Source organism: Pusillimonas sp. (assembly GCF_044464525.1).
Classification (GTDB): Bacteria; Pseudomonadota; Gammaproteobacteria; order Burkholderiales; family Burkholderiaceae_B; genus Pusillimonas.
Window position 1 is genome coordinate 52,160 of the sequence record NZ_JBIQLE010000012.1, and the last position, 22,146, is coordinate 74,305.

Genomic DNA, 22,146 nt, shown 5'->3' on the forward strand with positions numbered 1-22,146 from the left:
AAGCGCCCGATGCAACGGGTTCATCGCACAGGCGCAGACCTGATGCGCCCCACGGTATCGGCCAAGCCCTCCCATTCGGGCTTCTGGGCGAAGCTCGTGCGCATGTAATTGACCAGCGCGGCAATTTGCCGGTCGTTGAGACTATGCCGGAAAGGCGGCATATAACCCAGGTCGTCGGCGGCGGGAGACTGTACGCCGTCCAGCACGTAGCGAACGACGTTGTCGGGCTCGTCCAGATATAGCGATGTACTGAACCACAACTCTGGCTGAACCCCAAAGCTTATCGGTCCATCGCCCGCATGGTGGCAGACCAGGCACGCAGAACCAAACAGTCTGGCCCCCTCGGTAAGCGGTGGCGAAAGCGTGGCGGCGGCCTGCGTCCTTATTTCCTCAGCGGAGCCCGCGCGGCTGTCCCCGTCCCCGCTCAGCGAGGCGAAGTACACAGCCAGGGCCCGAGTGTCGGCTTCGGGTATGCGGGCCGTGCCTTCCCGTACCACCGGAGCCATGGACCCCGCCGCCGCCCCATGCTCTTTGTCAAAGCCATGCCGCAGGTAGTTGAACAGGGCGTCTTCCGTCCACGCAACGGGAGCCGGCGAATCGTGGTTCAGGGCCGGAGCGATCCAGCCTTCCGCCTCGCCTCCAGCCAGATAATGCTCGCCCTCTTTCTCGGCGCCCAACGCGTTGCGTGGCGAGTGGCACGCCGCACAATGCCCCAGCGAACGCGCCAGGTAGTTCCCTCGATTCCATTCCTCTGTCTCCTCCGCGACAGGCTGGATGGGGTCGCGATCCAGAAACAAGAGATTCCAACCCGCCATCAACGAGCGGATGTTCAGCGGAAAAGGCAACTCGGTCTTGGGCGGCTCGGCACGCACTGCAGGCTCGGACATCAGGTACGCGTACAGCGCTTCCATATCTTCCGGACTGGTATGGGTGTAGTGGGTATAAGGAAACGCCGGATAAAGATGGCTGCCATCGCGCGCAATGCCGCGCCGCATGGCACGATCAAAGGCTTCGAACGACCATGTCCCGATGCCTGTTTCCGGATCGGGGGTGATGTTGGTGGTATAGATCGTGCCAAACGGCGTGTCCATGGGAAGCCCACCCGCATTGCGCTCGCCGTTCGCGGTCGTGTGGCACACCACGCACAAGCCGGCCGCCGCAACATTCCTGCCCCTTTGCAACTGTTCTTCCGGGAAGGTGTCCTGGCGCTGCACAGGGGCGATGGCCGGCTTCCACACAAAGGCAAACAGCGCAACCGCCACGACCAACGCCAAGATCAAGAACCAGCCCAGGAAACGGACGCGTCGCGTTCTCATGCCTTATCCTCCCCTTGAGCGGATAGCGCCGCTCTCATCCGCTCGGGAGTAAACGGCGCTTGCCGCAGCCGCACACCTGTGGCGTCAAAGATCGCGTTTGCGATCGCGGCCGCCCCGGGAACAGAGGCCGACTCGCCCGCGCCCAATGGCGGGTTGCCATTGTCGGGCATCAGTACGACGTCTATATCCGGCACTTCCGGAAACGACAAAATGGGATACGCTCCCCACTCCAGCTCGATCACGCCCCGTTCGTCAAAGGACACTTGCTCCTTCAAGGTTCGGCTGATTGCTTGAATGACATTCCCGTGAAGCTGGTGCACCACGCCGGCCGGATTGATCATCAGGCCGCAGTCCTGCCCCACGACGGCTTTCCGGACCCGGATATAGCCGGTGGCCGGGTTGACTTCCACTTCCACGGCCCAGGCGCACCATGATGCTCCCACCCCCGGGAAAGCCCCATGCACATACTGGTGCTGAGAAAAACCACGGCCGTGCAGCAAGCCATTCTGCACTCCATCCTTGCCCTGATGCGCCGGACGGGGAGCCCACTGCGCGCGCTCTGCCACCGCCTTGACCAGGGCGATAGGCCGCTCATCCTCCATGAAACGCAGGCGAAACTCCACCGGATCGGCCTTTTCCGCTGCCGCGAGCTCGTCGATGAAGGACTCGTGCGCAAAGACGTTGGGCAGGGCCGCCACCCCCCGTATCCAGGAAGCCCGCACGATCGGCGCCATGTCCAATGCTTCAATGTCGGTATCCGAGCAGCGGTATTGGGGTATCGCCGTACGGTCGCCCATCTCAAACACAGTGGGAGCGTTCGACTGTTTGCCGACCATGAGCAGTGGAAGCGTGGGAGAGCCATTGGACGGATAGCGGGTCGTAAACCGATAAGCCAAAGTGTTTTCGCCAGTGATGCCGCCCACAACTTCCATAAGCTGGGCCGTTCCCTTGGGTTCCCAGGCATGTTCTTCCTCTCGCATCAGTTGCACGCGGACGGGTCGGCCTAGATGATGCGCCAGCAATGCCGCTTCGGCCGCCGCGTCGTCCGCGCAATTGCGTCCATAGCAGCCCGAGGCCTCCATCCGTACCACCCGTATTTTTTCTTCGGCCAGGTCCAGCAGTTCAGCGATGTCGGAATGAAGATTGTGCGGGTTCTGCGAGCCGCTCCAGACGGTGAGCAAACCATCCTTCCAGTCCGCCAGGCCACAGGACGGCCCGATGGAGCCGTGCATCTGATAAGGCCAGACATAGGTGGCGCGCAGGGTGCGCGACGCCCCTTCCAGGGCCAAGTCCACGTCGCCTTTCTTCTCGAGCGGGCGCACCTTGTCAGGATTCGCTCTTAGCGCTTCGGCCAAATCGGACAGGTCTTGCAGCGGAGGCGGGGCAGTCCAGGCAACCTTGAGCGCGCGTGCGGCGTCGATGGCGTCCTCTTCGCGCTCTGCGACCACGGCGAGGAAATCTTTGATCGCGACCACGTCCACCAGCGTATCGATGTGCGCCACGGATTCTTTGTCGACGGCCTCCAGGCTGTTGCCGACCATGTCGCCGCCATCCCTGCCCCGGTAAGGAGGCCGAACGACACGGGCGTGAAGCATGCCCGGCACACGCATGTCGTGCACGTAGATCAGGCCGCCGGTAAGCTTGGCCGGAATGTCCACCCGGGGCACCGGTTTTCCTACGTAGTCGTAATCTTCCGGGTCTTTCAATGGAACGTCTTCGGACAGTTCCATCGCAAAGGTTTCACCCTTGACCATTTCGCCGTAGGATAAACCCTGTGCCGCTCCCGCCGGCGAGACCACACCGTTGCGCACGGTAAGCTGATCAACAGGCACCCCCAGCCTGCGCGAGGCCTGCCCAAGTAGAAATTCCCTTGCTTGAGCGGCCGCCCGGCGCATGGGCACCGCCGACGACTGCACCGAGGCACTGGCGATGGTGGGCCCCTGGTTAGGCGTGCGATCAGTGTCTCCCAACACCATCGAAACACGCTCCATCGGCACATAAAGCTCATCGGCCACAATCTGGCTGAACGCGGTCCGTATGCCCGTGCCCAGGTCGACGTGGCCATTGCAAGCAACGACATTACCCTCGGCAGTGATTGCGATGAAGGAATCCACCTTATCCTTGGAAACCAGTTGCGACCCGGCATCCATCGCCGGGCCGGCCGCCCGCGCGCGCCGTACAACCAAAGGCATTGAAAATGAAATCAGCAGACAACCCGAGCCCTTGAGAAAGGCTCGGCGGGAAACTGAAGCGGGCTGCATGGCGACCGTCATAAGCGTCTATTGTCCCGTTGCGTTTTCGGTGGATGATTGCCCGCTAGCAACCCGCTGGCGGCTTTGCGCGGCCTGGCGAACCGCCGCCAGGATTTCCACGTGGGTGCCGCAGCGGCACAAGTTGAATTCCAGCTCGCGCCTGATCTCGGCCTCGCTTGGCGAAGGGTTGCGATCCAGCAACGCCCTTGCGGCAATCACCATTCCACTGATGCAGTAGCCGCACTGGGCGGCCTGGTGATCGATAAAGGACTGCTGGATCGGATCAGGCTCGTCGAAGCTTCCCAGCCCTTCAAGGGTCGTTATCTTGCGCCCCTGCATCCCGGCAACCGGTATAAGACAGGAGCGCGCGGCCACGCCATCGACAAGCACCGCGCATGCCCCGCACTCGCCCAGGCCGCAACCGTATTTAGGACTGTTCAATTCAAGGTCGTTCCGCAGGATGTAAAGCAGCGGGGCGTCGGGCCTGACTTCAAGCTCACGGTCGGTTCCATTTACATTCAGGGTCAATCGTTCTTTGGCCATAAGATAAGTGCGGGTAGATTCAGACTCGAAGTGCGGGACGGCCGGTGTCGGCGGATCGGACGCCTCGCGCTGCGTGCGCGTAGGCCTCGGCGGCAAAGGCGATGCAGAAACTACAAGCAATAGCCAATGTTCGCTTGTCCACGAGCTCGCTTCCTTTATCGACGCCCGGGGAGCCAACAGGGCTCGGCTCGGGCTCGACGAACGAAAGCAAGTACTATTCCCGCGCGGAGATATCGCTGTCTGGCTTCAGTTCTTGCCTCAGTCTGCGAGCCATGCCCAAGAAATCGTTGCTTTCCCGATCTCGGGGTCGCGGCAAACCCATCACCATATCGCTACGGATCCTGCCCGGCCGAGCGGACATGGTGATGACACGGTCGGCCAGATAAACCGCCTCGGAGATATCGTGGGTGACAAAAACAATGGTTTTGCCCTTGAGCCGCCAAATACGCAGCAACTCATCCTGCAGCGTTTCCCGAGTTTGGGCATCGACCGCGCTAAAGGGTTCGTCCATCAAGAGAACCTCCGGGTCGTTCGCCAACGCACGCGCCAATGAAACACGTTGCTGCATCCCTCCCGACAACTGTCCGGGATACGACTCTTCAAAACCGGTAAGGCCGACCAAATCGATCAACTCGGCCGCAATGCGGTTTTGCTCTGCACGATCGACATGGCACGCCTCGAGCCCGAACGTAATATTCTTGAAGACGGAACGCCAAGGAAACAAGGCATAGTCCTGAAACATCATGCCTCGTTCACAACTAGGCCCCGCAACCTCCCGGTTCGATACAAAAATGCCGCCGGAAGTCGGCTGATCCAGGCCCGCGATCATTCGAAGCAGCGTACTTTTCCCGCAACCGCTCGGCCCCAGCAATACGATGAACTCACCAGCCTTGATTTGCAGAGAGACGGGGGTAAGCGCCACCACTTCCTGACCCAATTTTTTTGTCTTGGCCCATACTTTTCCTACGGACTCGACTCTAATGATAGTGTCGCTATTCGTATGAGTGCCGCCGGCTTGCGGCGCAACGGGGGAAATCATCCGGTCCGCGCCGCAGGCGCTTGTCGCATCGGATGACCACGCTTCCTTTTTGAGCGGCTTCATTTTCTTCCTCCCCAGCGTTCAAGCCCTAGAAATATGCAATTGCATGCATACCCGATCAAACCGATAATCAACATCCCCGCCATCACCACCGGGGTATTGAGCGTTTCGCGGGCATCGATAATAAGACCACCTAGTCCATCTGAAGCGGCAACCATTTCAGCCGCGATCAGCGCAATCCAAGCGGCGCCGAATCCCATGCGCAGGCCTACAAGCATATCGCTGGCGGCAGCCGGCAACACCACGCGGCTGATCACAAATGACCTGGATGCGCCCAAGGTACGAGCGGCCTCCATCAGCCTCAGCGGAACGCCGGTCACTCCTCCGACTGTGCTTAACAGTACGGGAAAAAAACTTGCGTAGGCCAGAACCAGTATTTTCCCAAAATCGCCAATGCCAAACGCCAGAAGGGCAAATGGAATCATTGCGTATGGAGGAATTGCCCTAAAAAGCTCGATTGCCGGCTCAAGAGCCTCTTCGACGCGCTTGGCCAATCCAATAACAATGCCGGCGACCAAGCCGCAAGCCGCACCGAGCCCGAAACCCGCCAACACCCGCGTGAAACTCGCCCAAACCTCGGCTTGCAATCTACCTTCTCCGGCAAGAGAATACAGGGCCTCGCTGACCCTGATGGGGCTTGGCATGAAGACCTTGCTGTCCACGATCAAAGAGGCCAAGGCCCAAAGAATCACAAGAGCAATGAACCCGACCAGATACATGCCCCATCCCAAGGAGCTGCTTGCGGACACCTCGAACTGACTGCTGTCAGTGGCGATGGATTCTTTCATGGCACCGCTCACTTTTCAGGGGAACCAATAGAGGAGCGATATCGCAGCAGGCGATTCTCCCAAAGCACCAACAAACGATTTACGCTGTATCCGATCAATGCCAGCAGAATCATCCCGATGACAACGGGTTCGGGCTGCAGCACAACGCGCGCGCGCTCCATCATGAAGCCGATCCCCGATTCCGCCGCGATCATTTCTGCCAATAGAACGCCACCGATGGACACGGCCAGCCCTAAACGAGCCCCCACCAGAATCTGCGGCAACGCACCGAAAAGCACGACTTTCCGAAGAATGAAGAATCGAGACGCGCCCAAGGTCTTCGCGGCTTCGATCCAACGACGGTTGACGTTGGCGACGCCCGAGATCGTGGCGAGCAGTATGAAAAAGAATGCGATCAACCAGATAATGAAAAGCTTGCTTCCTTCTTCGATGCCGAACCACAGAACACTCAACGGTATCCAAGCTATGGGGGAAATCGGACGCAGCACTTCGATCAATGGCTGGAACAGCCTGAACAATGGCTTGGATAGGCCTAGAAGCAGCCCCAAAGGTATTCCGGTAAGCAGGGCAAGGATGAACCCTTGCACGGCGCGTCTCAAGCTGGCCGCTATATGAGCGGAAAGATCGCCCGACATGGCCAGGACCTTGGCTTCAGCCCAAACCGCCTCGGGCCGCGGCAAGACATGATGAGCACCGTGCACGAAAGTCGTTATGCCCCACCATAGGGCGAACAGCGCTGCGACGGTGATACAAAACCAGGTCGTTCGTTTCATAACCATCCTCATCAACAATGCCTCGCCATGCATTTCTGTTGAATACCGTTCCAAATGGCTTCGCACGGCCACCGTTGGGGGGCAAGCACCCAACGCAGAACGGATGCCTGCCCCCCGATCGGTAATGCTCAATGTGAATTCAAGGACAATGCTCGATCGTGTTTTTGCGCCGGCTCATGGTGATCAAAGCCCAGAATTGTTTTGATCTGCCTTGGCGAGGCCACATCGCGGCCAAGCTCGGTGGCTATTGCAACAACCTTGCGGATCACATCCGAATTAGTCGTGATGATTTCATCTTTATGTGGATACGTCCACAGACAATCCTCCTGGCCGATGCCGACCATGTCCACTCCCATCGCGATTGCCGTCGTGGTTATGGGCAGCCAATTCCTTCCGCCGGCTCGCAAGCCGATGATGGCATCGGGTATTGCCGCGCGCAAAGCGCCGATACTCGTAATGAGTTGCAGATGAGACCACGGATCCTGGCCGATGTAGCTGGCATGGTGCTTGCCCATATGCAGGCAACACATAAAGGGCGCCCACTTGGCATAGCCTTTTTCGATGATCTCCCGGGCCAGCCACTCTATGCCGTGTGTATCGTAAATCTGGAAGATCGGTTTTATGCCCCTTTCCTCCAAATATGGCACGCCTTCCTTCACAGCCTGCTCGTCGCCAAAAAGCGTCTGGTCGCGAGCGCCAGGGTTGCCCGTAATAAGCACGACACTGCCCATGCAGTATTTGTTTCCATTGCCCAAGTGCAATATTTCCTCGGTGTGATCGACATACGTAATGGGCTCCATGGGTTTTCCCACCCAAGTATGGTTCCAGGTGAATACCTCACCGCATGCGTCAAAGACTGGGTCTATAACCTCCTTCAGCTTGAGCGGGTCCATTAGCAATGCACCATCGGCCGGGTCGCGCGGATGCACGTGTATGGCTCCGGCACCAGCACGCACCGAATCTATGATTTCTTGAGAGATCAACCGTGGATCAAGCGGAATGTGAGGATTCACCTTGGGCGGCAGCCACCCCGGAAATGCGCTCTCGATGATCAAGGGCTTTGCCATGGTTGGAATTTGAGGCTCTTCTTCAATCGGGAACTTCGGACTTTCAGCACGCATTACCATCTCCTTTAGTGGGAAATATGTCGAACTTGGTTGAAGAGAAAACACGACATCTCATTCGAGGGGCCGTACTTTCCGAAAGCGTTGAAGCTACAAAAACTCGGGATGAAGGTAACTATCAAGAAACGCGTCTGGATCAGCGATCTCGGTCAAACCCGCTTTGTTCGAAAACTCAAGAAACTTGATCCACTGGTCTTTGTTTGGCTGAACGTCTTCAAAATAAACAAGGCCGTGTTCCAAGGCGTAAGTGAAGCTTTTTTCGTCCACCACCGTTGGAAAGACGGCGGCGAATACCTTCGCAGCTTCTTTCGGATTGCTTCTTACAAAACGCGAAGCCTCCTGAAACTCAGCCAGCACGGCCCTGAGAGCATCTGGATGTTGGCGGGCAAATTCGCCCCGAACCCCAATTTGCCCGATGATCATCGTATTTTCTTTCTGCTGCAGCTTGTCAGAGAGCCGGTACAAGAGCTTGCCCTCGCCTTGCGACAGCAGCATCGAGATAAACGGTTCCGTGCCCGAAAATCCGTCTACCGCCTCCCGTTGAAGCAAAAGAGGCATCTCCGGAAAACGGGCTCGGACAAGCCGTACCTCCGACGACGCGACACCTCCCTCTTCCAACGCGGCCTCAATCAATGCTTGTTGCAAAGAACCTCGACCCGGATACGCCAATGTCTTTCCTGCCAGATCGGCAACGCTGTCTATGCCCGAATCCTTTCCAACCACAATTCCTGAGACATCCCCTATCGAGTCGGCGACACCCCATATATCCAGCCCCTGAGCATGAGCGAGTATCAATGGCAGGGCCGCCGCGTTCGTTATATCGATCGAGCCTGCGACCATTGCCTCGATGGCTGCCCCGGCATGGGTTGTATCTACCCACCTGATCTCATAGACATCACCGTATTTTTGCTCTAGCGTCTGATTCGCTCTGAGGATGGCTTCCGGCAGGATGTTGGGTTGAATTCCGATGCGGATGGTCAGCTTTTCCTGGGCGTGCGCGGACTGAAACGAGCCCAAAGCGGTAAGCAATAGAAACGCTGCCATAATTGCAGCCAGAGAACTGAACGCCTTGTGATGCATGCCATCCTCCTAACAGTGATTAGGTCTATCGATATAGATTTGTTTGACACTTTCATTTGTAAGTTTATACTTTGTTTTGAAAGTGTCAACAGTACTGATTCAGTATTTACCCGGAGTATTCATGTGACTACCAATAAGGCATCCGTAGAACAGCAAACGTCCGATTTACTTCTCGACCAGTTCATTCCATTCCAGCTAGTCTTGTTGTCCGGCTACTTTGGAGACGAACTGCTCAAGATTTATTCGGCTTTCGACCTGACGCTCGCCGAATGGCGCGTCGTTGCCTGCGTCGCATCGGGCAAATGCGACACGGCCATCGAGATTGCAAACTCATGCCGGCTGGATGAGGTAGCAATCCATCGCGCGGTAACCGAGCTGGTCAGGCGAGGCTTCTTGCGGCGGGCGGTGGACGAGCGGGATCGCCGGCGCAAACCCCTGCGGCTGACTGATAAAGGATTAAACACGCACAGCAAGATAGTGCCCAAGATACTGGCTTTCGAAGCGTCAGTTTTGGAAAAACTGAATGCGGACGAACGGGCCATGTTGCGAAATGCATTGAACACTCTATGTGAGCGGCTGGAGCTTGCTCGATGACTGCCGGCATAAGAACGACATGGCCTGGTTTCTTACATACTTTGCAATAGGAACGGCTGTCGGGTTTCTGGCGGGCCTGCTCGGCATCGGGGGCGGCATGACCCTGGTGCCCGTATTGGCCATCGTATTCACCGCCCAACAGATTGCTCCAGACCATGTGATCCACCTTGCACTGGGAACCGCCATGGCCTCCATCGTTCTGACGTCCTCCTCCAGCGGACTGCAGCACTACAAATTGGGAAACGTCGATTTAGACCTCGCCCGCAAGATCGCGCCCGGCATGGTGATCGGAAGCTTGGCCGCGACACTCGCTTCAGGATGGATACCACAAAAGCAGTTGGCCATGATATTCGCGGTGATCGTTTATGCGGGCGGCACACAGATATTGTTGAACAAACGCCCCCAGTCGACAGCCACATCCATCAGGTCTTCCATTGTCGTCATGGCCGGCGTGGCCATCGGCATACTCAGCGGCCTGGTGTCCGGCGGGGGGGCGTTTCTTACAGTGCCTTTCATGCTGTGGCACGGCGCATCGATCCACAGGGCCATCGGCACCGCGGCAACGTTAAGCATTCCAATAGCCGTCGTGGGAACAATTGGCTATGCAATTTCCGGCTGGCGAATCGACACATTGCCTGTAGACGCACTGGGCTTCATATCGCTTTCCGCGCTGGCGGGAATAGGCGCCGGCAGCATCCTGACCGCCCCGATGGGCGCACGGCTTTCCAACCGGGTTCCGGTACGCTCGTTGCGCAGAATCTTTGCTTGCCTGTTATACGCGCTGGCAACAAAAATGCTGTGGACTTATTGGAGTTGAAGTATACTCCCCTGCAGTATGCAAAAATATCAAGCACCGACCGTGTCCACGCAGGTCTTCCCGCTATGTCAATCAAGCAGCCACACGCCGCTTGCTCTGTTCCTCTTTCTTTAAGGACCAAGCCATGAAATCACGCGCAGCAGTAGCTTTCGAGGCCGGAAAGCCATTGGAAATCGTCCAGATAGATGTAGAGCCGCCCCGCAAGGGCGAGGTTCTCGTCAAGATCACAAGTACCGGCGTCTGCCATACCGATGCGTTCACGCTGTCCGGCGACGATCCCGAAGGTGTCTTTCCCGCCGTCCTGGGCCATGAGGGCGCAGGCATCGTGGTCGAAGTCGGCGAGGGCGTCACCAGCGTCAAACCCGGCGACCACGTCATTCCGCTATACACCGCCGAATGCGGCGAATGTTTGTTCTGCAAGTCGGGCAAGACCAACCTTTGCGTGGCCGTTCGCGCCACCCAGGGCAAGGGCGTGATGCCCGACGGCACCACGCGCTTCTCGTACAACGGCAAGCCCATCTACCACTACATGGGCTGCTCCACCTTCAGCGAATACACCGTCGTGGCCGAGGTCTCGCTGGCCAAGATCAACCCCGATGCCAATCCAGAGCACGTCTGCCTGCTGGGCTGCGGCGTCACCACCGGCATCGGCGCGGTGCACAACACCGCCAAGGTGCAGCCCGGCGACAGCGTGGCGGTGTTCGGACTTGGGGGCATCGGCCTGGCCGTGATCCAGGGCGCCCGCCAGGCAAAGGCGGGACGCATCATCGCCATCGACACCAACCCCGACAAGTTCGAACTGGCCAAAGTCTTTGGCGCCACCGACTGCATCAACCCCAAGGATCACGACAAGCCCATCCAGCAGGTCATTGTCGAAATGACAGAATGGGGCGTTGACCACTCCTTCGAATGCATCGGCAACGTCAACGTCATGCGCGCCGCCCTCGAGTGCGCCCATCGGGGCTGGGGCCAGTCGGTCATCATCGGCGTGGCCGGCGCGGGCCAGGAGATCTCCACCCGCCCCTTCCAGTTGGTTACCGGCCGCCGCTGGCTGGGCACCGCGTTCGGCGGCGTCAAGGGGCGCTCCGAGCTTCCCGGCATGGTCGAGGACGCCATGAAGGGCGACATCGACCTCGCTCCGTTCGTCACGCACACCCTGCCGCTGGACGACATCAACGAAGCATTCGACCTGATGCACGCCGGCAAGTCCATCCGCACGGTGATCAACTACTAGCGAACTCGAATGCCTCACTCGCCGGAAGACAAAAAGCGCGCCGTCACGCGCTTGCGCCGCATCAAGGGCCAGGCCGAGGCCCTTGAGCGGGCTGTCGAAGAAGGAACCGACTGCAGCGCCCTGCTGCAGCAGATCGCCGCGCTTCGGGGCGCGGCGAACGGCCTCATGGCCGAAGTCCTCGACAGCCATCTTCGCGAGCTGTTCGGCACCTCAAGAATAGAATCAGCGAACGTACAGATCGATCCGGATGAAGAGATCGAAGCGCTAATGAAGATTCTGCGTACTTACCTTAAGTAAGCAGGGTGAGCGACAATCTCAGCCTGCCAGCAGGTTGGCAAGATCGGATACCTGAATATCGGTCCGCACCACACCTTTTTGCAATACGACAAGCCTATCAACCAGCGCTTCAAGAAAATTAAGATTTTGTTCGACGAGTATTATCGTCAGCTCACGCTGTTTGCGCAGGCCGTGTAGAACATCAATGATTTCGTCACGTATAGACGGCTGTATTCCTTCAGTGGGCTCGTCCAATAGAATCATTCGCGGATTTGAAACCAAGCAGCGCCCCAGCGCCAATATCTGCTGTTCGCCGCCCGACAGCACTCCTCCGATCCGATCCAGGATGGGCCGCAATCTGGGCAATGAATCGACTACCTCATCCACCATGCTGGAGGCAGCCCTGACGGCTAGTGCGGCCATTTTGAGATTCTCGCGTACAGTCAGATCGGCATATATCCGGCGCCCTTGCGGCACATATCCCAGACCCATTTTTGCACGGCGGGCCACTGGCAGACCATGGATAGGTCGCTGATCGAATTGGATGCTTCCGCGCTGGGTCTTTACTTCGCCCATTATTGTACGAAGCAAAGTTGTCTTGCCCATGCCGTTATGTCCGAACACTCCAAGAAACTCGCCCGCTTGAACATCCAGATCGACGCCGCTCAACACGGGTATACCAAGATAGCCTGAATATAAGCCCTGAACTTCCAGCAATGGTTTCATGCTTCCTGCCTTCCAAGATATACATTCTTGACCGTCTCGTCTTCCAACACGTCTTGCGCCATACCGTCCATAAGCACCGACCCTTGGTTAAATACCACGATACGGCTTGCGATAGAACGGATGAACGACATGTCGTGTTCAACGACAATCAGCGCGCACTGGGATGAGACTAGACGGACCAATTCGGCTAGCCGCCCCACCTCGTGCTGGGTAAGGCCGGCCGCCGGTTCATCCAGCAGTATGAGCTTCGGCTTAGGGGCCATCACCATCGCCAGCTCGACCAACTGACGTTGACCATGGGCCAGCGTTTCGACCTGCTCACCAAGAATATCGACTATGCCAGTTTGCTCGGCGACCTCCCAGAGCCGGCCTTCCTGGAGCGGCCTTGGATGTACCCTACGCAACGACATCAACACATTCTCAGCAACGGACAACCCGTTGAAAACGCTTGGCACTTGTGTTTTTATGCCAATGCCAAGCCGTGCGATCTCATGCGAGGAAAGGGTGCTGAGCCTGTGATCTTCGAATAAAATTTCGCCCATGGTCGGCAAGACTTGGCCCGTGAGACATTTGAAGAACGTGCTTTTCCCAGCGCCGTTGGGGCCTATGATGCAACACAGCTCGCTCTGGCCGAGACGGAAATCGACGTTCGATAAGGCCGTTACACCGCCGAAGCGCATCGTCAAGCCACGTACAGATACCAACTCAGACACCATCGGAACGCCTCCGAAGAAACTCAACCTGGCGCCGAGTTCCGCCCAGTCTCATGAAGCTGGGCACAAGGCCGTTCGGAATCAACAATACAAACAGCAACAACACCGCCCCTGATATCAGCTCTGGATTCAAAACACCGCTTTTACCGAGGTAGCTGGACATAAGCTGGACAAACAAGCACCCTACGATGGGACCAAGCAAGGTTCCACGCCCGCCGATCAACACCCAGATGACGATATAAACTGTATTGGACAGACTGAACATATTGGGTGTGACCGTCAGGCAATTGGCGAACAACATCCCGGCCATGCCGGCCATCGCCGCCCCAACGCAAAACACAACCAGCTTGACCACGCGAGTGTCGTATCCCAGAAGCGCCATCCTGGTTTCGTTTTCCCGAGCACCTACCATCGACTTCCCAAGGGTAGACCGCAAGAAGAACCTGCAACCGGCGTAGGTTATTCCCAAAGCCAGCACAATGATGCGAAAAATGGTCTCTATGGAAAACGGTTCGCTCAGGCTGCCTGACAGCGAAAGCTGGGGTGTCGCTGGTATGCCGTTGAATCCGCCCAACGGCACGACTCCGATACGATAAGCATCCCCTGCAGAGCCGTTCAGGAACTGCGTGAATATCAGTGTAATGGTCAAGGTTATGACGCCGACGTAGACATCTCCGATGCGGCCCCAGAATAGGAAATATCCCACCATCGCGGCAAACAAAGCCGGTAACAAAATAGCCGCCAGAGCCCCGATCAGAGTATTTTCCAGGTTCAAGGCAGCGATAGCGTAGACGTAACCGCCCAACCCGAAGAAGGCAGCTTGGCCCAGGCAGAAAATTCCCCCATATCCCCATACCAGTCCCAAGCTAAGTGACAAGATGCACATGCATACAAAGATGGATACTGTGATGAGGGTATAGATTTCGGCATATTGAGGCATCAACCACGCCAACAGCCCGCATACAAACAGCGCCATGAACGCAGCGTATTCGGGCTGCCGACCTAAAATTTTACGGCGCTCATCCGCCGAAACAGGCAAGCTCTGGCTCGGCATCAGATTTTCCTCCCTTTGAATCGCCCCGTAATGCCTATCGGCAAGAAACGTAGCAACAAGATCGCGGCGCCAAGCAACGCGATTTCTCCCAATACCGGCGAGGACAAGAACGTAACCAGGCTATTCATTGAGCCAAAGAGCCCCGATGCCATGATGGTTCCGGTCAAAACGGATGGTCCCGCACATATCACCGTGATAAACGCTTTGGCGATGTAAGCCAGCCCCATCGTGGGCGTGACGCTTGTCATCGGAGCTATCAACGCTCCGGCAAAGCCGGTCAGCATTGCCCCAGAAACGAAAGTGGCGCTGTAGACCCGACGTGGTTCCATCCCAAGAACTGCGGTAATGGCCGGGTCCTGCATCGTCGCGCGTGTTATCAGCCCAACCGAGGTGTGCCGTAACAGCTGATACAGCGCGACGAAAATGACGACCGCCAGTACGATTAATACCAACCCATAAGCGCTGAAAGAGTATCGGCCGATCGACACCGCCCCAAGGGGTGCTGAAATGCCGGTCACCGTATTGCCGAAGATCAGAGTGACCGCGCCCATCATGCATAAACTAAGACCCCAGGTAGCCAGCATGGTGTCGATGACCCGACCATACAGCCATCGTATAACGGCCCACTCGACCACCCAGCCAATCAACCCGACGACAAGAGGCGCCAACAAGAACGCCGCCAGCCAGAAGTTGACACCATGATTAACCGCCAACACCGCCACATATGCGCCAATCATGAAAAACTCGCCATGAGCGAAATTAATGACGCGCATCATGCCAAAAATGACGGCCAGACCCACGCTCAGTAAAAAGAGCGTGGCGACCATGGACAACGTCTGTATGACCAGAACCAGTGTGTAATCCATAAGAAACCCGTAATCAGTCAGTGGTTAAACTGGTGTGAATTGACGGTTTTCATTGGGATTCTTGAACAAGTCGCAGACGGCTGCCGTATCGGAGGGCGGTAGATTCTGATGGGTTTCACGTACCTCGAATTGCTGGTCTTTGGTTTCCGCAATATAGATATCATGAGATACGTGGTGGCTGGGGCCATGTACCGTCACTGAACCTGCCGGGCCGTCATAGCTCAATCCACTTTCAAGCGCCTCGGTCACGGCCATCCGCTCAGCGCTTCCAGCCTCTTTGACCGCTTTGGCCCAAAGCATTACCGCGTAGTAGCTCATGGCGGGCAGCTCGTTCATTGGCGCCGTCTTACTAGGCATATAGCGTTCGGCGCGCTCTAGAAAGGCCCTGTTCTCGGGCGTGTCAATGGCTGGAAAGTAGCAGGCGCTTGTCAATATACCGTTGTGCTCTCTTGGGTTTGTGAATATTTGTTCGTTACCGGTGCCGAAAATGGTCGATGCCAGGCCGATGCGGTCATTCAAGCCCGCAGCCGCCCATTGCCTGTAAAAACCATTGTGATTGCTGCCAACCAGGTCCGCCATGACGAAATCAGGGTTCATGGCCTGGATTTTTTGAATCGAAGGGCCAAAATCGGTTTGCTCCAAGGGGAAGAACTCTACCCCCACCAAGGAGCCGCCATGCTCTTCGACGACTTGCTTGTGCCATTTGGTAATGATGTGGCCAAGGTTGTAATCAGCAGCTACGGCGTATACCCGCTTACCGAATTTTTCCATTGCGTAGGGCACAATTTTTACGGCCTTTTGTCCTGGAGTCGTGCCAAGCATGAAGGTATTCCGGTCGCAAACGCCGCCTTCATACTGAGTGCTGTAGAAATACAAGGTGCGGTGCCGTGAGAGCAGTGGACGCATTACCTCTCGGGAAGCTGATGTTACGGCGCCAAACACGGCGCTCGCCTTGTGCCGTGTAGCGGCTTCTATCGCGTACTGCCCATACAACTGGTTGTTTGATTGTGTGTCGAACTCGACCAGCTCAACCTTGCGTCCCAGCAAGCCGCCCGACTCGTTGATTTCATCGACAGCCATGGTGACCATACGAGCCATTGGGGTGCCATAGCTATCGAGCACCCCGCTCAGATCGTAAATCGAAGCAATTTTTATAGTGTCGTTCTTCGCCAATATGCTTGGAGCATATGAAGCAGCAATGGTCGCTGCGCCGGCTTTTAGCAGGTTGCGTCGGTTATTTGAAAACATGGTGGTCTCCCCCATTTATGGTGTCATGTAGTGCAGAACATCTTGCTCAAGTTCAGTCGAACAAGAACAAGCGGTTCAGGCCCTGCCCCGCGTCGGGCAAGTTGTTTTTGGCAACAATGCAATGCACGCCCTTGTGCCGGTTGACCGTTTGCGTGATGCGCAAATCGGCCGCAATAGAGCAAAAGGTGTAGGCGTCTTCACGTGACAAACCGGTGGTTTGCACAATAAGGTCGATCATTTCGCGCAACGCCGACCTAGCCGCGTCGTCAAGGTCTTCGTCAAACGCCATGGTGATCAGATCAGTCTGAGTGACGGCCCGCGGACGCGTGAGCTGCCCTGCCTTGATCAGCCGAAACGTAAACGTTCCGGTGAGCGCGGTTTCCACCGCCGTTAGACAGACTTCACCATCGCCCTGCAGGGCGTGGCCGTCTCCTGCCGAGAACAACGCCCCGGGCGTAAATACAGGAAACTGAATAGTGGCGCCAGCCCCTAGCTCTTTGTTGTCCATGTTGCCACCGAAGGCCCGCGGCTCGATGGACGAAAGACGGCCATGATGCAAGGGCGGCGCCACACCCATACAGCCGAAGAATGGGCGACATTGAAACTGTTGGCCCCAAGGCAATGAAACCTTGCCGCTGTCGGGGTCGATGGGCGTGTAGATTCGCCGGAAGTCGGGGTATTCGTCGGGCAAGGTGCCCAGTAATGGGATTTGAACGTTCCAACCCCAATCTTGCCGTAATGCGATCTTATTTACCTGAACCTGCAAAACATCTCCGGGCGTCGCGTCGCGAACGTAGATCGGTCCAGTCAGCAAGTGAGGGCCGGGCCCACCGGATTTTCCTTCAACCACCGCACGATGGTCTGGCAAAACCGTGTATCCACTACCAGCCTGCGGCAGATCTTCGTGCTCTCCTGAGAGCGTCTCGATGGTGACAGTATCACCAGAATCGATTTCGAGGGCCGGTGGCCTGGTGGCATCCCAATACCCCCAGCCAACCGACTCAGGCGTAGCCTCTAAAAGATGATGAGCCACTATCCGTCTCCTGTTTTTTATCGTTGCTCAACTAAGCAACATATTCAGGCCGGCGCCCGAACGATGGACTCAAGCTCGAACAGAAAATCTTCCTTGACCAGCCGGTCGATCACCAGCAATGTGTTGGGCGGATACGACCCTCCTTCGAACAGTTGCGGGAAAAGCTCTGCGCGTACCTTCATGAATATTTCGATGTGCTGCGAATGAACCAGAAACGTCGTGAACTTGATTACGTCCTTGAACCCCAACCCCATGCCTTTGAGCACATCTCCGAGGTTGCTGAACACTTGGCGCATCTGCGCTTCGAAGTCTCCTTTGCCAGCGACGCTACCGTCGGCGGCCACTGACAACTGGCCCGCCACATACAGAACCTCGCCCCCGGTTACTCGGCCAACGTGTGAGTACAGCCCTTGCGCTGGACAAGCACCGGGAGGATTGAAATATTCAACCTGATTTGTCATCTCTATTCCTTTAAAAGCGCGTAGAACGTTCGAGCCCCAGATGGCCTGGGCCGTAGAATCCAACGCAATTCCGGGTGCTTTCCTGCCACCCACAACTTCATTATATTTTTTATACAATTTGAAGTAATGGGAGTTAACCCTGATGTATTTAAGGTAGAAAACCATAAATACTCTGCTTATCTTACAAATTTTCCGGACCAAGCAAGAGCATAGAATATTTTATACAATACCTAGTAAGCCGCTCATCAATTAAACTTGATGCTCCTTTACTAGACACACCGCCATGCCCCAAGAACACAACGAAACACTAGATTCGATCAGCAGCCCAACCTTGCCCGAAGTGGTCTATCGAGAATTACGCAAGGCCATACTCAACGGCGTCTTCATGCCTGGGCAGATGCTTCGACAAGACGAGGTCGCAGCCCGTCTTGGGGTCAGCCGCAGTCCGTTGCGCGAGGCCCTGCCTCGTCTGGAGGCAGACGGCATACTTGTGCTGCATCCTCGCCGCGGCTATGCCATTGCCGAACTTGATCGCGAAGAAGTCATTGAGGTATTCGATCTGCGCATCCTGCTCGAGGTTGAGCTGGCGCGACGCTCCATCGCGCGACGCACAGAGGCGGACATCGCAAATGTCTACTCAATTGCCACCAACATGCGCCGGTTGGCAGAAAAGCATGACGACGACGCTCTGGCGCAATGGTTTGAGCTCCACATGAAGTTCCACGATGCCTTGCTTACACCCGCTCAATGTCCGCATCATCTCAAGGCGCTGCAGCATTCGCGAAATATGATCGAAGGCTATATCCGCACCGAAATACGGCTCACCGGAGATGTCAGCCAAGCACAAACCGAACATACCGAGCTTGCACAAGCGTTTGTTCTAGGGGACCAGGACAAATTCCTTTCGTTGACACGACTGCACTCCGAACATACTCGCAAGCGCTTGTTAACTGGCCTACAACAGCTCGGCCAATCCGACAAGCCATCGTCCGACGATCCCAAAGGGGGTTAACCCCCGCCCATCCAAGAACCAAAGGAAAACGACTATGAAGTTGGCAACTATTGTTCACAACGGCGTAACTGTCATTGCACAGGTACATGAAGAAAGCCAAACTGCCACCCGCCTGGTGTCCGGAGCCGATACCGCTGACATGCAGGCGCTCATCGCCGCTTACCCGGAAGTCAGGGATCAACTCAAGTTCGACGACCAACACGTGGCTTTCTCAGAGCTGCAATTCCTTGCCCCTTTGCCCCGCCCGCGGCGCAATATCGTCTGCGTAGGTAAGAATTATTTTGACCACGCACACGAGTTCACCCGCAGCGGGTTTGACAGCAGTGCTTCGGGAGCTGCGGATGCCGTGCCGTCCGCTCCCATCCTCTTTACGAAAATGCCCGAAACCGTTGTCGCAACCGGTACGCCCATCGGCTATCCAAACGGAGGCAGCCAGCAATTGGATTACGAGGCCGAATTAGGGGTCGTCATAGGAAAGGCCGGGCTGGGTATACGTAAAGATGAGGCAATGGGCTATGTGTTCGGTTATGTGATCATCAATGATTTGACGGCGCGCGATCTGCAAGGCAAGCATAAGCAATGGTTCCTGGGCAAATCGTTCGAAACTTCCTGCCCGATGGGGCCATGGATCACCACGGCCGACGAAATCGACGGCGGGAATCTCAATGTCAAGTGCTGGGTCAACGATGAACTCAGGCAAAACGCCAACACAAAAGACTTGATTTTTGATATTCCAACGCTGATCGAGACCTTATCCGCAGGCACGCGAATCCTCCCGGGTGACATCATCGCTACGGGCACGCCGGTAGGGGTCGGAATAGGGTTTACGCCGCCGCGCTTTCTCAGCCCGAGCGATGTTGTCGATATCGAGATCGATGGCCTGGGACGTCTGTCCAATACCGTACGTTAAGTTTCCCGCCCAACGGTTGCACAACCACAGCTTTCAGCTTGCTCCGGCCTTAGCGGCGCACCATTATCGCAAAAGTAATAGTGCGCCGTTTCTGCCTTTCAGTAGCAGGCCAGTGGGCAACATTTTGGCAAGTTCGTACTCGACATCTAGCTCTTCGAGCGCCTGCTGTACTCTGCAAGCCCGATCCCCGCAAGAATCATCACCAGGGCCACGGCGTGATAAAGATGGAACGCTTCACCAAGCAGAACAACCGCCAATAAAGCGCCCCAGATCGGCAACAAATTGGCAAATAGGCCGGCTCGGTTGGCTCCGATCAACTCCACGGACCGAATGTGAAAAACCTGGCCCAGCAAGCTTGGGAAGATGACGATATACGCGATAACGGCCCAACCTTCTAAATCCGGGAAGATGACCGTACCCTGAATTACTTCAAGGAACAGGAACGGAAGCGATGAAAGTGTGGCGCCAAGGCATAGAACGACCATCAGGCTGGCCCAGTGCACTTGGGGCTTGCTGCGCAACGCGGCGGTGTAGATGCCGTACGAGATGATGCCGATAAGCATCAAGGCATCGCCAAAATTAATACCCAAGCCCATCAGGTTGCTGAGGTCGCCCCTTACGGCTATGGCAATCACGCCAACGAACGAGATCATGAATCCGATCACCTGCTTCAGGCTGACTCGGCTGCCAAACAAGATGAAGCTGGCGCAAAATACGAAAAGCGGCATGCCGCCTTGCAAGATCGCGCTATTGATGGCCGAGGTATAGATAAGGGCGTAAAAGAGTAAGGCGCTGAAGCCGGTGAAGCCAAGGGTGCCCAGAAGCAGCAGGTACCCCAGCCTTGGCCGCAGCACTGGCCAGTCGGCTGCGACCTGCCGGCTGTTGCATGCGTACAGCACCACCATCAGGATCAACCAACGCACTGAGACAATGACCATGGGTGAGACATGGCCGACCGCTAATTTGCCCGCGATCGAATTACCCGCCCAAAAAAGTGTCGCCAGCGCCAGAAGGGCATATGCTTTATGAACCACGACCTATCGACCAAAGCCCTGCACGAAACGCAAAAGTATATAGCCCAAACGGCATTTCGCATCGGGCCATGCTTGCGTTGCTGGCGGGCTGCCATGGAAGAAGGGGGTGTCGGTAATCATCACGGCACTATACCAGTTGCAAACCGGCACTCGGCGCAAGCAAGGTTGCGCAGCAAGCGGCCAGGCTTAGCCGGCCCGCTCGCTTGACGCCCGCATATCCGTTTCAAGGCCGGCAGGCGATGTGGGCTCGAACAGTTCCGGCGCCATCGCCACTTCGGCCGCGGCGCTATCGGCAACTGCCGCCAGCTTGTGCGATTCATCGATTATCGTGTTGGCGTAGCCACGTGCGTTGCCGGAATACTTGGCAAGGGCCTTCGGCAGATCGCCATCGGCCCACTCCAGATATTCCTCCAACACGTCTGTGCCCACGCGAACGTTCACCACAGGGTCAAACAAAGACTCGTTCTTCTGCAGTTTGTCTCCGTGCCATCGCCTGACCACTTGCATCAGCCCCTGCGCCCCATATCTGCTTTGCACCTTGGGCTGGAAGGTGCTTTCCTTATGAATAATAGCGATCAGAAGCTCGGGACGAAGTCCGCGCCTGCTGGCCTCGGCCCAGGCAAGCTGCACGTACTCTTGCAAGGTATGGGGGGGTTTACGCAGCTTCTGGGCAAGGTATTCGACTTGCGCTTGCTTGCGCGCCTCTTCGATGATGTAGGTCAGATCCTGCACGTAATCCAGATCGATTACGGGAACTGCTTCGAGCGGCTCGGGAGCAAGCTCATCCGCTGTCGGCTCCACAGATTCCGGTAATGTACCCGCAGGCTCAATGACGCTAAGCTCTTCTTTAGCCAAGGCCGACAATTGGGCGGTGGGCTCATTGGCCCACGCGCCGGGGCCAAAGATTACACCGCTTACAAGACCGAGCGCGGCGGCGAAGACAGAGATTCGGGTACGACCAGCACTATGGCGCGGCTCTGCGAGAGTGTTTAAAGTTTTCTTGAGGATCATTAGCCTGTCACGCCCGTTGTCCCACACACCTGCAGGAGAAAGCTCCTGGGCGACCAAGTTGCTTTGTTTCTTGGCTAATGTGAAGATGGACCACTACTTGCAGATACAGCAGCGGCCACAGATAAAAGGCGTATTCAATTAAAACGCGACGCTGTGGGCGTCGCTCATTACCAACGCAATCA

Annotated in this window: 23 protein-coding genes; 6 read left to right on the plus strand and 17 right to left on the minus strand. The window is 56.6% G+C overall.

Annotated features, from left to right (window positions below):
* Window positions 1-20 precede the first annotated feature (20 nt).
* From ACIY1O_RS08680 to ACIY1O_RS08715, 8 genes are all read right to left on the minus strand, one after another.
* Window positions 21-1,316: a c-type cytochrome gene (locus tag ACIY1O_RS08680; protein ID WP_397474695.1), complete on the minus strand. Its 1,296-nt coding sequence runs from the start codon at window positions 1,314-1,316 to the stop codon at window positions 21-23.
* On the minus strand, window positions 1,313-3,577 hold the full coding sequence (locus ACIY1O_RS08685) for a xanthine dehydrogenase family protein molybdopterin-binding subunit (protein WP_397474696.1): 2,265 nt from the start codon (window positions 3,575-3,577) through the stop codon (window positions 1,313-1,315). Before ACIY1O_RS08685 ends, ACIY1O_RS08680 begins: the two co-directional genes overlap by 4 nt.
* Before the next feature lie 18 nt (window positions 3,578-3,595).
* Window positions 3,596-4,111 (minus strand): (2Fe-2S)-binding protein, encoded by a 516-nt coding sequence (locus ACIY1O_RS08690; RefSeq protein ID WP_397474697.1) that lies wholly within the window; start codon window positions 4,109-4,111, stop codon window positions 3,596-3,598.
* 214 nt (window positions 4,112-4,325) lie between these two features.
* Window positions 4,326-5,213 (minus strand): ABC transporter ATP-binding protein, encoded by an 888-nt coding sequence (locus ACIY1O_RS08695; protein WP_397474698.1) that lies wholly within the window; start codon window positions 5,211-5,213, stop codon window positions 4,326-4,328.
* On the minus strand, window positions 5,210-5,998 hold the full coding sequence (locus tag ACIY1O_RS08700; protein WP_397474699.1) for an ABC transporter permease: 789 nt from the start codon (window positions 5,996-5,998) through the stop codon (window positions 5,210-5,212). The genes ACIY1O_RS08695 and ACIY1O_RS08700 overlap by 4 nt, the downstream gene beginning before the upstream one ends.
* An 8-nt stretch (window positions 5,999-6,006) precedes the next feature.
* Window positions 6,007-6,771: an ABC transporter permease gene (locus tag ACIY1O_RS08705; RefSeq protein ID WP_397474700.1), complete on the minus strand. Its 765-nt coding sequence runs from the start codon at window positions 6,769-6,771 to the stop codon at window positions 6,007-6,009.
* 128 nt (window positions 6,772-6,899) lie between these two features.
* A complete protein-coding gene (locus tag ACIY1O_RS08710) occupies window positions 6,900-7,892 on the minus strand; it encodes a 3-keto-5-aminohexanoate cleavage protein (RefSeq protein WP_397474701.1) in 993 nt (330 codons plus the stop codon).
* A 93-nt stretch (window positions 7,893-7,985) separates the two neighbouring features.
* The gene (locus ACIY1O_RS08715; RefSeq protein ID WP_397474702.1) at window positions 7,986-8,975 is read right to left on the minus strand and encodes an ABC transporter substrate-binding protein; all 990 of its coding nucleotides are present in this window, start codon (window positions 8,973-8,975) and stop codon (window positions 7,986-7,988) included.
* Between the two features lie 123 nt (window positions 8,976-9,098).
* Between ACIY1O_RS08715 and ACIY1O_RS08720 the strand changes: the two genes are divergently transcribed.
* The 4 genes from ACIY1O_RS08720 to ACIY1O_RS08735 all read left to right on the plus strand — a co-directional run bounded on the left by ACIY1O_RS08720 (window position 9,099) and on the right by ACIY1O_RS08735 (window position 11,917).
* The gene (locus ACIY1O_RS08720; protein WP_397474703.1) at window positions 9,099-9,569 is read left to right on the plus strand and encodes a MarR family winged helix-turn-helix transcriptional regulator; all 471 of its coding nucleotides are present in this window, start codon (window positions 9,099-9,101) and stop codon (window positions 9,567-9,569) included.
* Window positions 9,570-9,588: 19 nt separating this feature from the next.
* Window positions 9,589-10,386 (plus strand): sulfite exporter TauE/SafE family protein, encoded by a 798-nt coding sequence (locus ACIY1O_RS08725; protein WP_397474704.1) that lies wholly within the window; start codon window positions 9,589-9,591, stop codon window positions 10,384-10,386.
* A gap of 124 nt (window positions 10,387-10,510) precedes the next feature.
* The gene (locus tag ACIY1O_RS08730; RefSeq protein ID WP_397474705.1) at window positions 10,511-11,620 is read left to right on the plus strand and encodes an S-(hydroxymethyl)glutathione dehydrogenase/class III alcohol dehydrogenase; all 1,110 of its coding nucleotides are present in this window, start codon (window positions 10,511-10,513) and stop codon (window positions 11,618-11,620) included.
* Between the two features lie 9 nt (window positions 11,621-11,629).
* Window positions 11,630-11,917 carry a metal/formaldehyde-sensitive transcriptional repressor gene (locus ACIY1O_RS08735; RefSeq protein WP_397474706.1) on the plus strand — a complete coding sequence of 96 codons (288 nt, stop codon included), beginning with the start codon at window positions 11,630-11,632 and terminating at the stop codon, window positions 11,915-11,917.
* A gap of 18 nt (window positions 11,918-11,935) precedes the next feature.
* On the opposite strand, the gene ACIY1O_RS08740 is transcribed toward ACIY1O_RS08735, so the two are convergent.
* From ACIY1O_RS08740 to ACIY1O_RS08770, 7 genes are read right to left on the minus strand one after another with little or no spacing between them, the layout of a single operon-like run.
* Window positions 11,936-12,622: an ABC transporter ATP-binding protein gene (locus ACIY1O_RS08740; RefSeq protein ID WP_397474707.1), complete on the minus strand. Its 687-nt coding sequence runs from the start codon at window positions 12,620-12,622 to the stop codon at window positions 11,936-11,938.
* Complete coding sequence (locus ACIY1O_RS08745; protein WP_397474708.1) at window positions 12,619-13,338, minus strand: ABC transporter ATP-binding protein; 720 nt, start codon at window positions 13,336-13,338, stop codon at window positions 12,619-12,621. Before ACIY1O_RS08745 ends, ACIY1O_RS08740 begins: the two co-directional genes overlap by 4 nt.
* Entirely contained in the window at window positions 13,328-14,389 is a 1,062-nt protein-coding gene (locus tag ACIY1O_RS08750; protein WP_397474709.1) for a branched-chain amino acid ABC transporter permease, read from the minus strand. Before ACIY1O_RS08750 ends, ACIY1O_RS08745 begins: the two co-directional genes overlap by 11 nt.
* Window positions 14,389-15,255, minus strand: a complete 867-nt coding sequence (locus tag ACIY1O_RS08755; protein WP_397474710.1) for a branched-chain amino acid ABC transporter permease — start codon at window positions 15,253-15,255, stop codon at window positions 14,389-14,391. Before ACIY1O_RS08755 ends, ACIY1O_RS08750 begins: the two co-directional genes overlap by 1 nt.
* Before the next feature lie 24 nt (window positions 15,256-15,279).
* Window positions 15,280-16,503, minus strand: a complete 1,224-nt coding sequence (locus tag ACIY1O_RS08760) for an ABC transporter substrate-binding protein (protein ID WP_397474711.1) — start codon at window positions 16,501-16,503, stop codon at window positions 15,280-15,282.
* 52 nt (window positions 16,504-16,555) lie between these two features.
* Entirely contained in the window at window positions 16,556-17,536 is a 981-nt protein-coding gene (locus ACIY1O_RS08765; RefSeq protein WP_397474712.1) for an acetamidase/formamidase family protein, read from the minus strand.
* A 44-nt stretch (window positions 17,537-17,580) separates the two neighbouring features.
* Complete coding sequence (locus tag ACIY1O_RS08770; RefSeq protein WP_397474713.1) at window positions 17,581-17,997, minus strand: RidA family protein; 417 nt, start codon at window positions 17,995-17,997, stop codon at window positions 17,581-17,583.
* 283 nt (window positions 17,998-18,280) lie between these two features.
* On the opposite strand from ACIY1O_RS08770, the gene ACIY1O_RS08775 reads away from it, so the two are divergent.
* Window positions 18,281-19,009, plus strand: coding sequence for a GntR family transcriptional regulator (locus ACIY1O_RS08775; protein ID WP_397474714.1), 729 nt, complete (start codon window positions 18,281-18,283; stop codon window positions 19,007-19,009).
* Between the two features lie 34 nt (window positions 19,010-19,043).
* Window positions 19,044-19,919, plus strand: coding sequence for a fumarylacetoacetate hydrolase family protein (locus tag ACIY1O_RS08780; protein ID WP_397474715.1), 876 nt, complete (start codon window positions 19,044-19,046; stop codon window positions 19,917-19,919).
* A gap of 146 nt (window positions 19,920-20,065) precedes the next feature.
* Here the strand turns inward: ACIY1O_RS08780 and ACIY1O_RS08785 are convergent, their stop codons facing one another.
* Together ACIY1O_RS08785 and ACIY1O_RS08790 are read right to left on the minus strand one after the other, a co-directional pair.
* Complete coding sequence (locus tag ACIY1O_RS08785; protein ID WP_397474716.1) at window positions 20,066-20,953, minus strand: DMT family transporter; 888 nt, start codon at window positions 20,951-20,953, stop codon at window positions 20,066-20,068.
* 186 nt (window positions 20,954-21,139) lie between these two features.
* The gene (locus tag ACIY1O_RS08790; protein ID WP_397474717.1) at window positions 21,140-21,964 is read right to left on the minus strand and encodes a lytic transglycosylase domain-containing protein; all 825 of its coding nucleotides are present in this window, start codon (window positions 21,962-21,964) and stop codon (window positions 21,140-21,142) included.
* Window positions 21,965-22,146: the final 182 nt, after the last annotated feature.

Bases quoted from the DNA above. Each gene is read 5' to 3' on its own strand.
- ACIY1O_RS08745 (WP_397474708.1), bottom strand. From the start codon at position 13,338: ATGGTGTCTGAGTTGGTATCTGTACGTGGCTTGACGATGCGCTTCGGC.
- ACIY1O_RS08760 (WP_397474711.1), bottom strand. From the start codon at position 16,503: ATGTTTTCAAATAACCGACGCAACCTGCTAAAAGCCGGCGCAGCGACC.
- ACIY1O_RS08730 (WP_397474705.1), top strand. From the start codon at position 10,511: ATGAAATCACGCGCAGCAGTAGCTTTCGAGGCCGGAAAGCCATTGGAA.
- ACIY1O_RS08740 (WP_397474707.1), bottom strand. From the start codon at position 12,622: ATGAAACCATTGCTGGAAGTTCAGGGCTTATATTCAGGCTATCTTGGT.
- ACIY1O_RS08705 (WP_397474700.1), bottom strand. From the start codon at position 6,771: ATGAAACGAACGACCTGGTTTTGTATCACCGTCGCAGCGCTGTTCGCC.
- ACIY1O_RS08750 (WP_397474709.1), bottom strand. From the start codon at position 14,389: ATGCCGAGCCAGAGCTTGCCTGTTTCGGCGGATGAGCGCCGTAAAATT.
- ACIY1O_RS08685 (WP_397474696.1), bottom strand. From the start codon at position 3,577: ATGCAGCCCGCTTCAGTTTCCCGCCGAGCCTTTCTCAAGGGCTCGGGT.
- ACIY1O_RS08725 (WP_397474704.1), top strand. From the start codon at position 9,589: ATGGCCTGGTTTCTTACATACTTTGCAATAGGAACGGCTGTCGGGTTT.
- ACIY1O_RS08790 (WP_397474717.1), bottom strand. From the start codon at position 21,964: ATGATCCTCAAGAAAACTTTAAACACTCTCGCAGAGCCGCGCCATAGT.
- ACIY1O_RS08780 (WP_397474715.1), top strand. From the start codon at position 19,044: ATGAAGTTGGCAACTATTGTTCACAACGGCGTAACTGTCATTGCACAG.
- ACIY1O_RS08695 (WP_397474698.1), bottom strand. From the start codon at position 5,213: ATGAAGCCGCTCAAAAAGGAAGCGTGGTCATCCGATGCGACAAGCGCC.
- ACIY1O_RS08710 (WP_397474701.1), bottom strand. From the start codon at position 7,892: ATGCGTGCTGAAAGTCCGAAGTTCCCGATTGAAGAAGAGCCTCAAATT.
- ACIY1O_RS08700 (WP_397474699.1), bottom strand. From the start codon at position 5,998: ATGAAAGAATCCATCGCCACTGACAGCAGTCAGTTCGAGGTGTCCGCA.
- ACIY1O_RS08690 (WP_397474697.1), bottom strand. From the start codon at position 4,111: ATGGCCAAAGAACGATTGACCCTGAATGTAAATGGAACCGACCGTGAG.
- ACIY1O_RS08775 (WP_397474714.1), top strand. From the start codon at position 18,281: ATGCCCCAAGAACACAACGAAACACTAGATTCGATCAGCAGCCCAACC.
- ACIY1O_RS08680 (WP_397474695.1), bottom strand. From the start codon at position 1,316: ATGAGAACGCGACGCGTCCGTTTCCTGGGCTGGTTCTTGATCTTGGCG.
- ACIY1O_RS08735 (WP_397474706.1), top strand. From the start codon at position 11,630: ATGCCTCACTCGCCGGAAGACAAAAAGCGCGCCGTCACGCGCTTGCGC.
- ACIY1O_RS08755 (WP_397474710.1), bottom strand. From the start codon at position 15,255: ATGGATTACACACTGGTTCTGGTCATACAGACGTTGTCCATGGTCGCC.
- ACIY1O_RS08770 (WP_397474713.1), bottom strand. From the start codon at position 17,997: ATGACAAATCAGGTTGAATATTTCAATCCTCCCGGTGCTTGTCCAGCG.
- ACIY1O_RS08715 (WP_397474702.1), bottom strand. From the start codon at position 8,975: ATGCATCACAAGGCGTTCAGTTCTCTGGCTGCAATTATGGCAGCGTTT.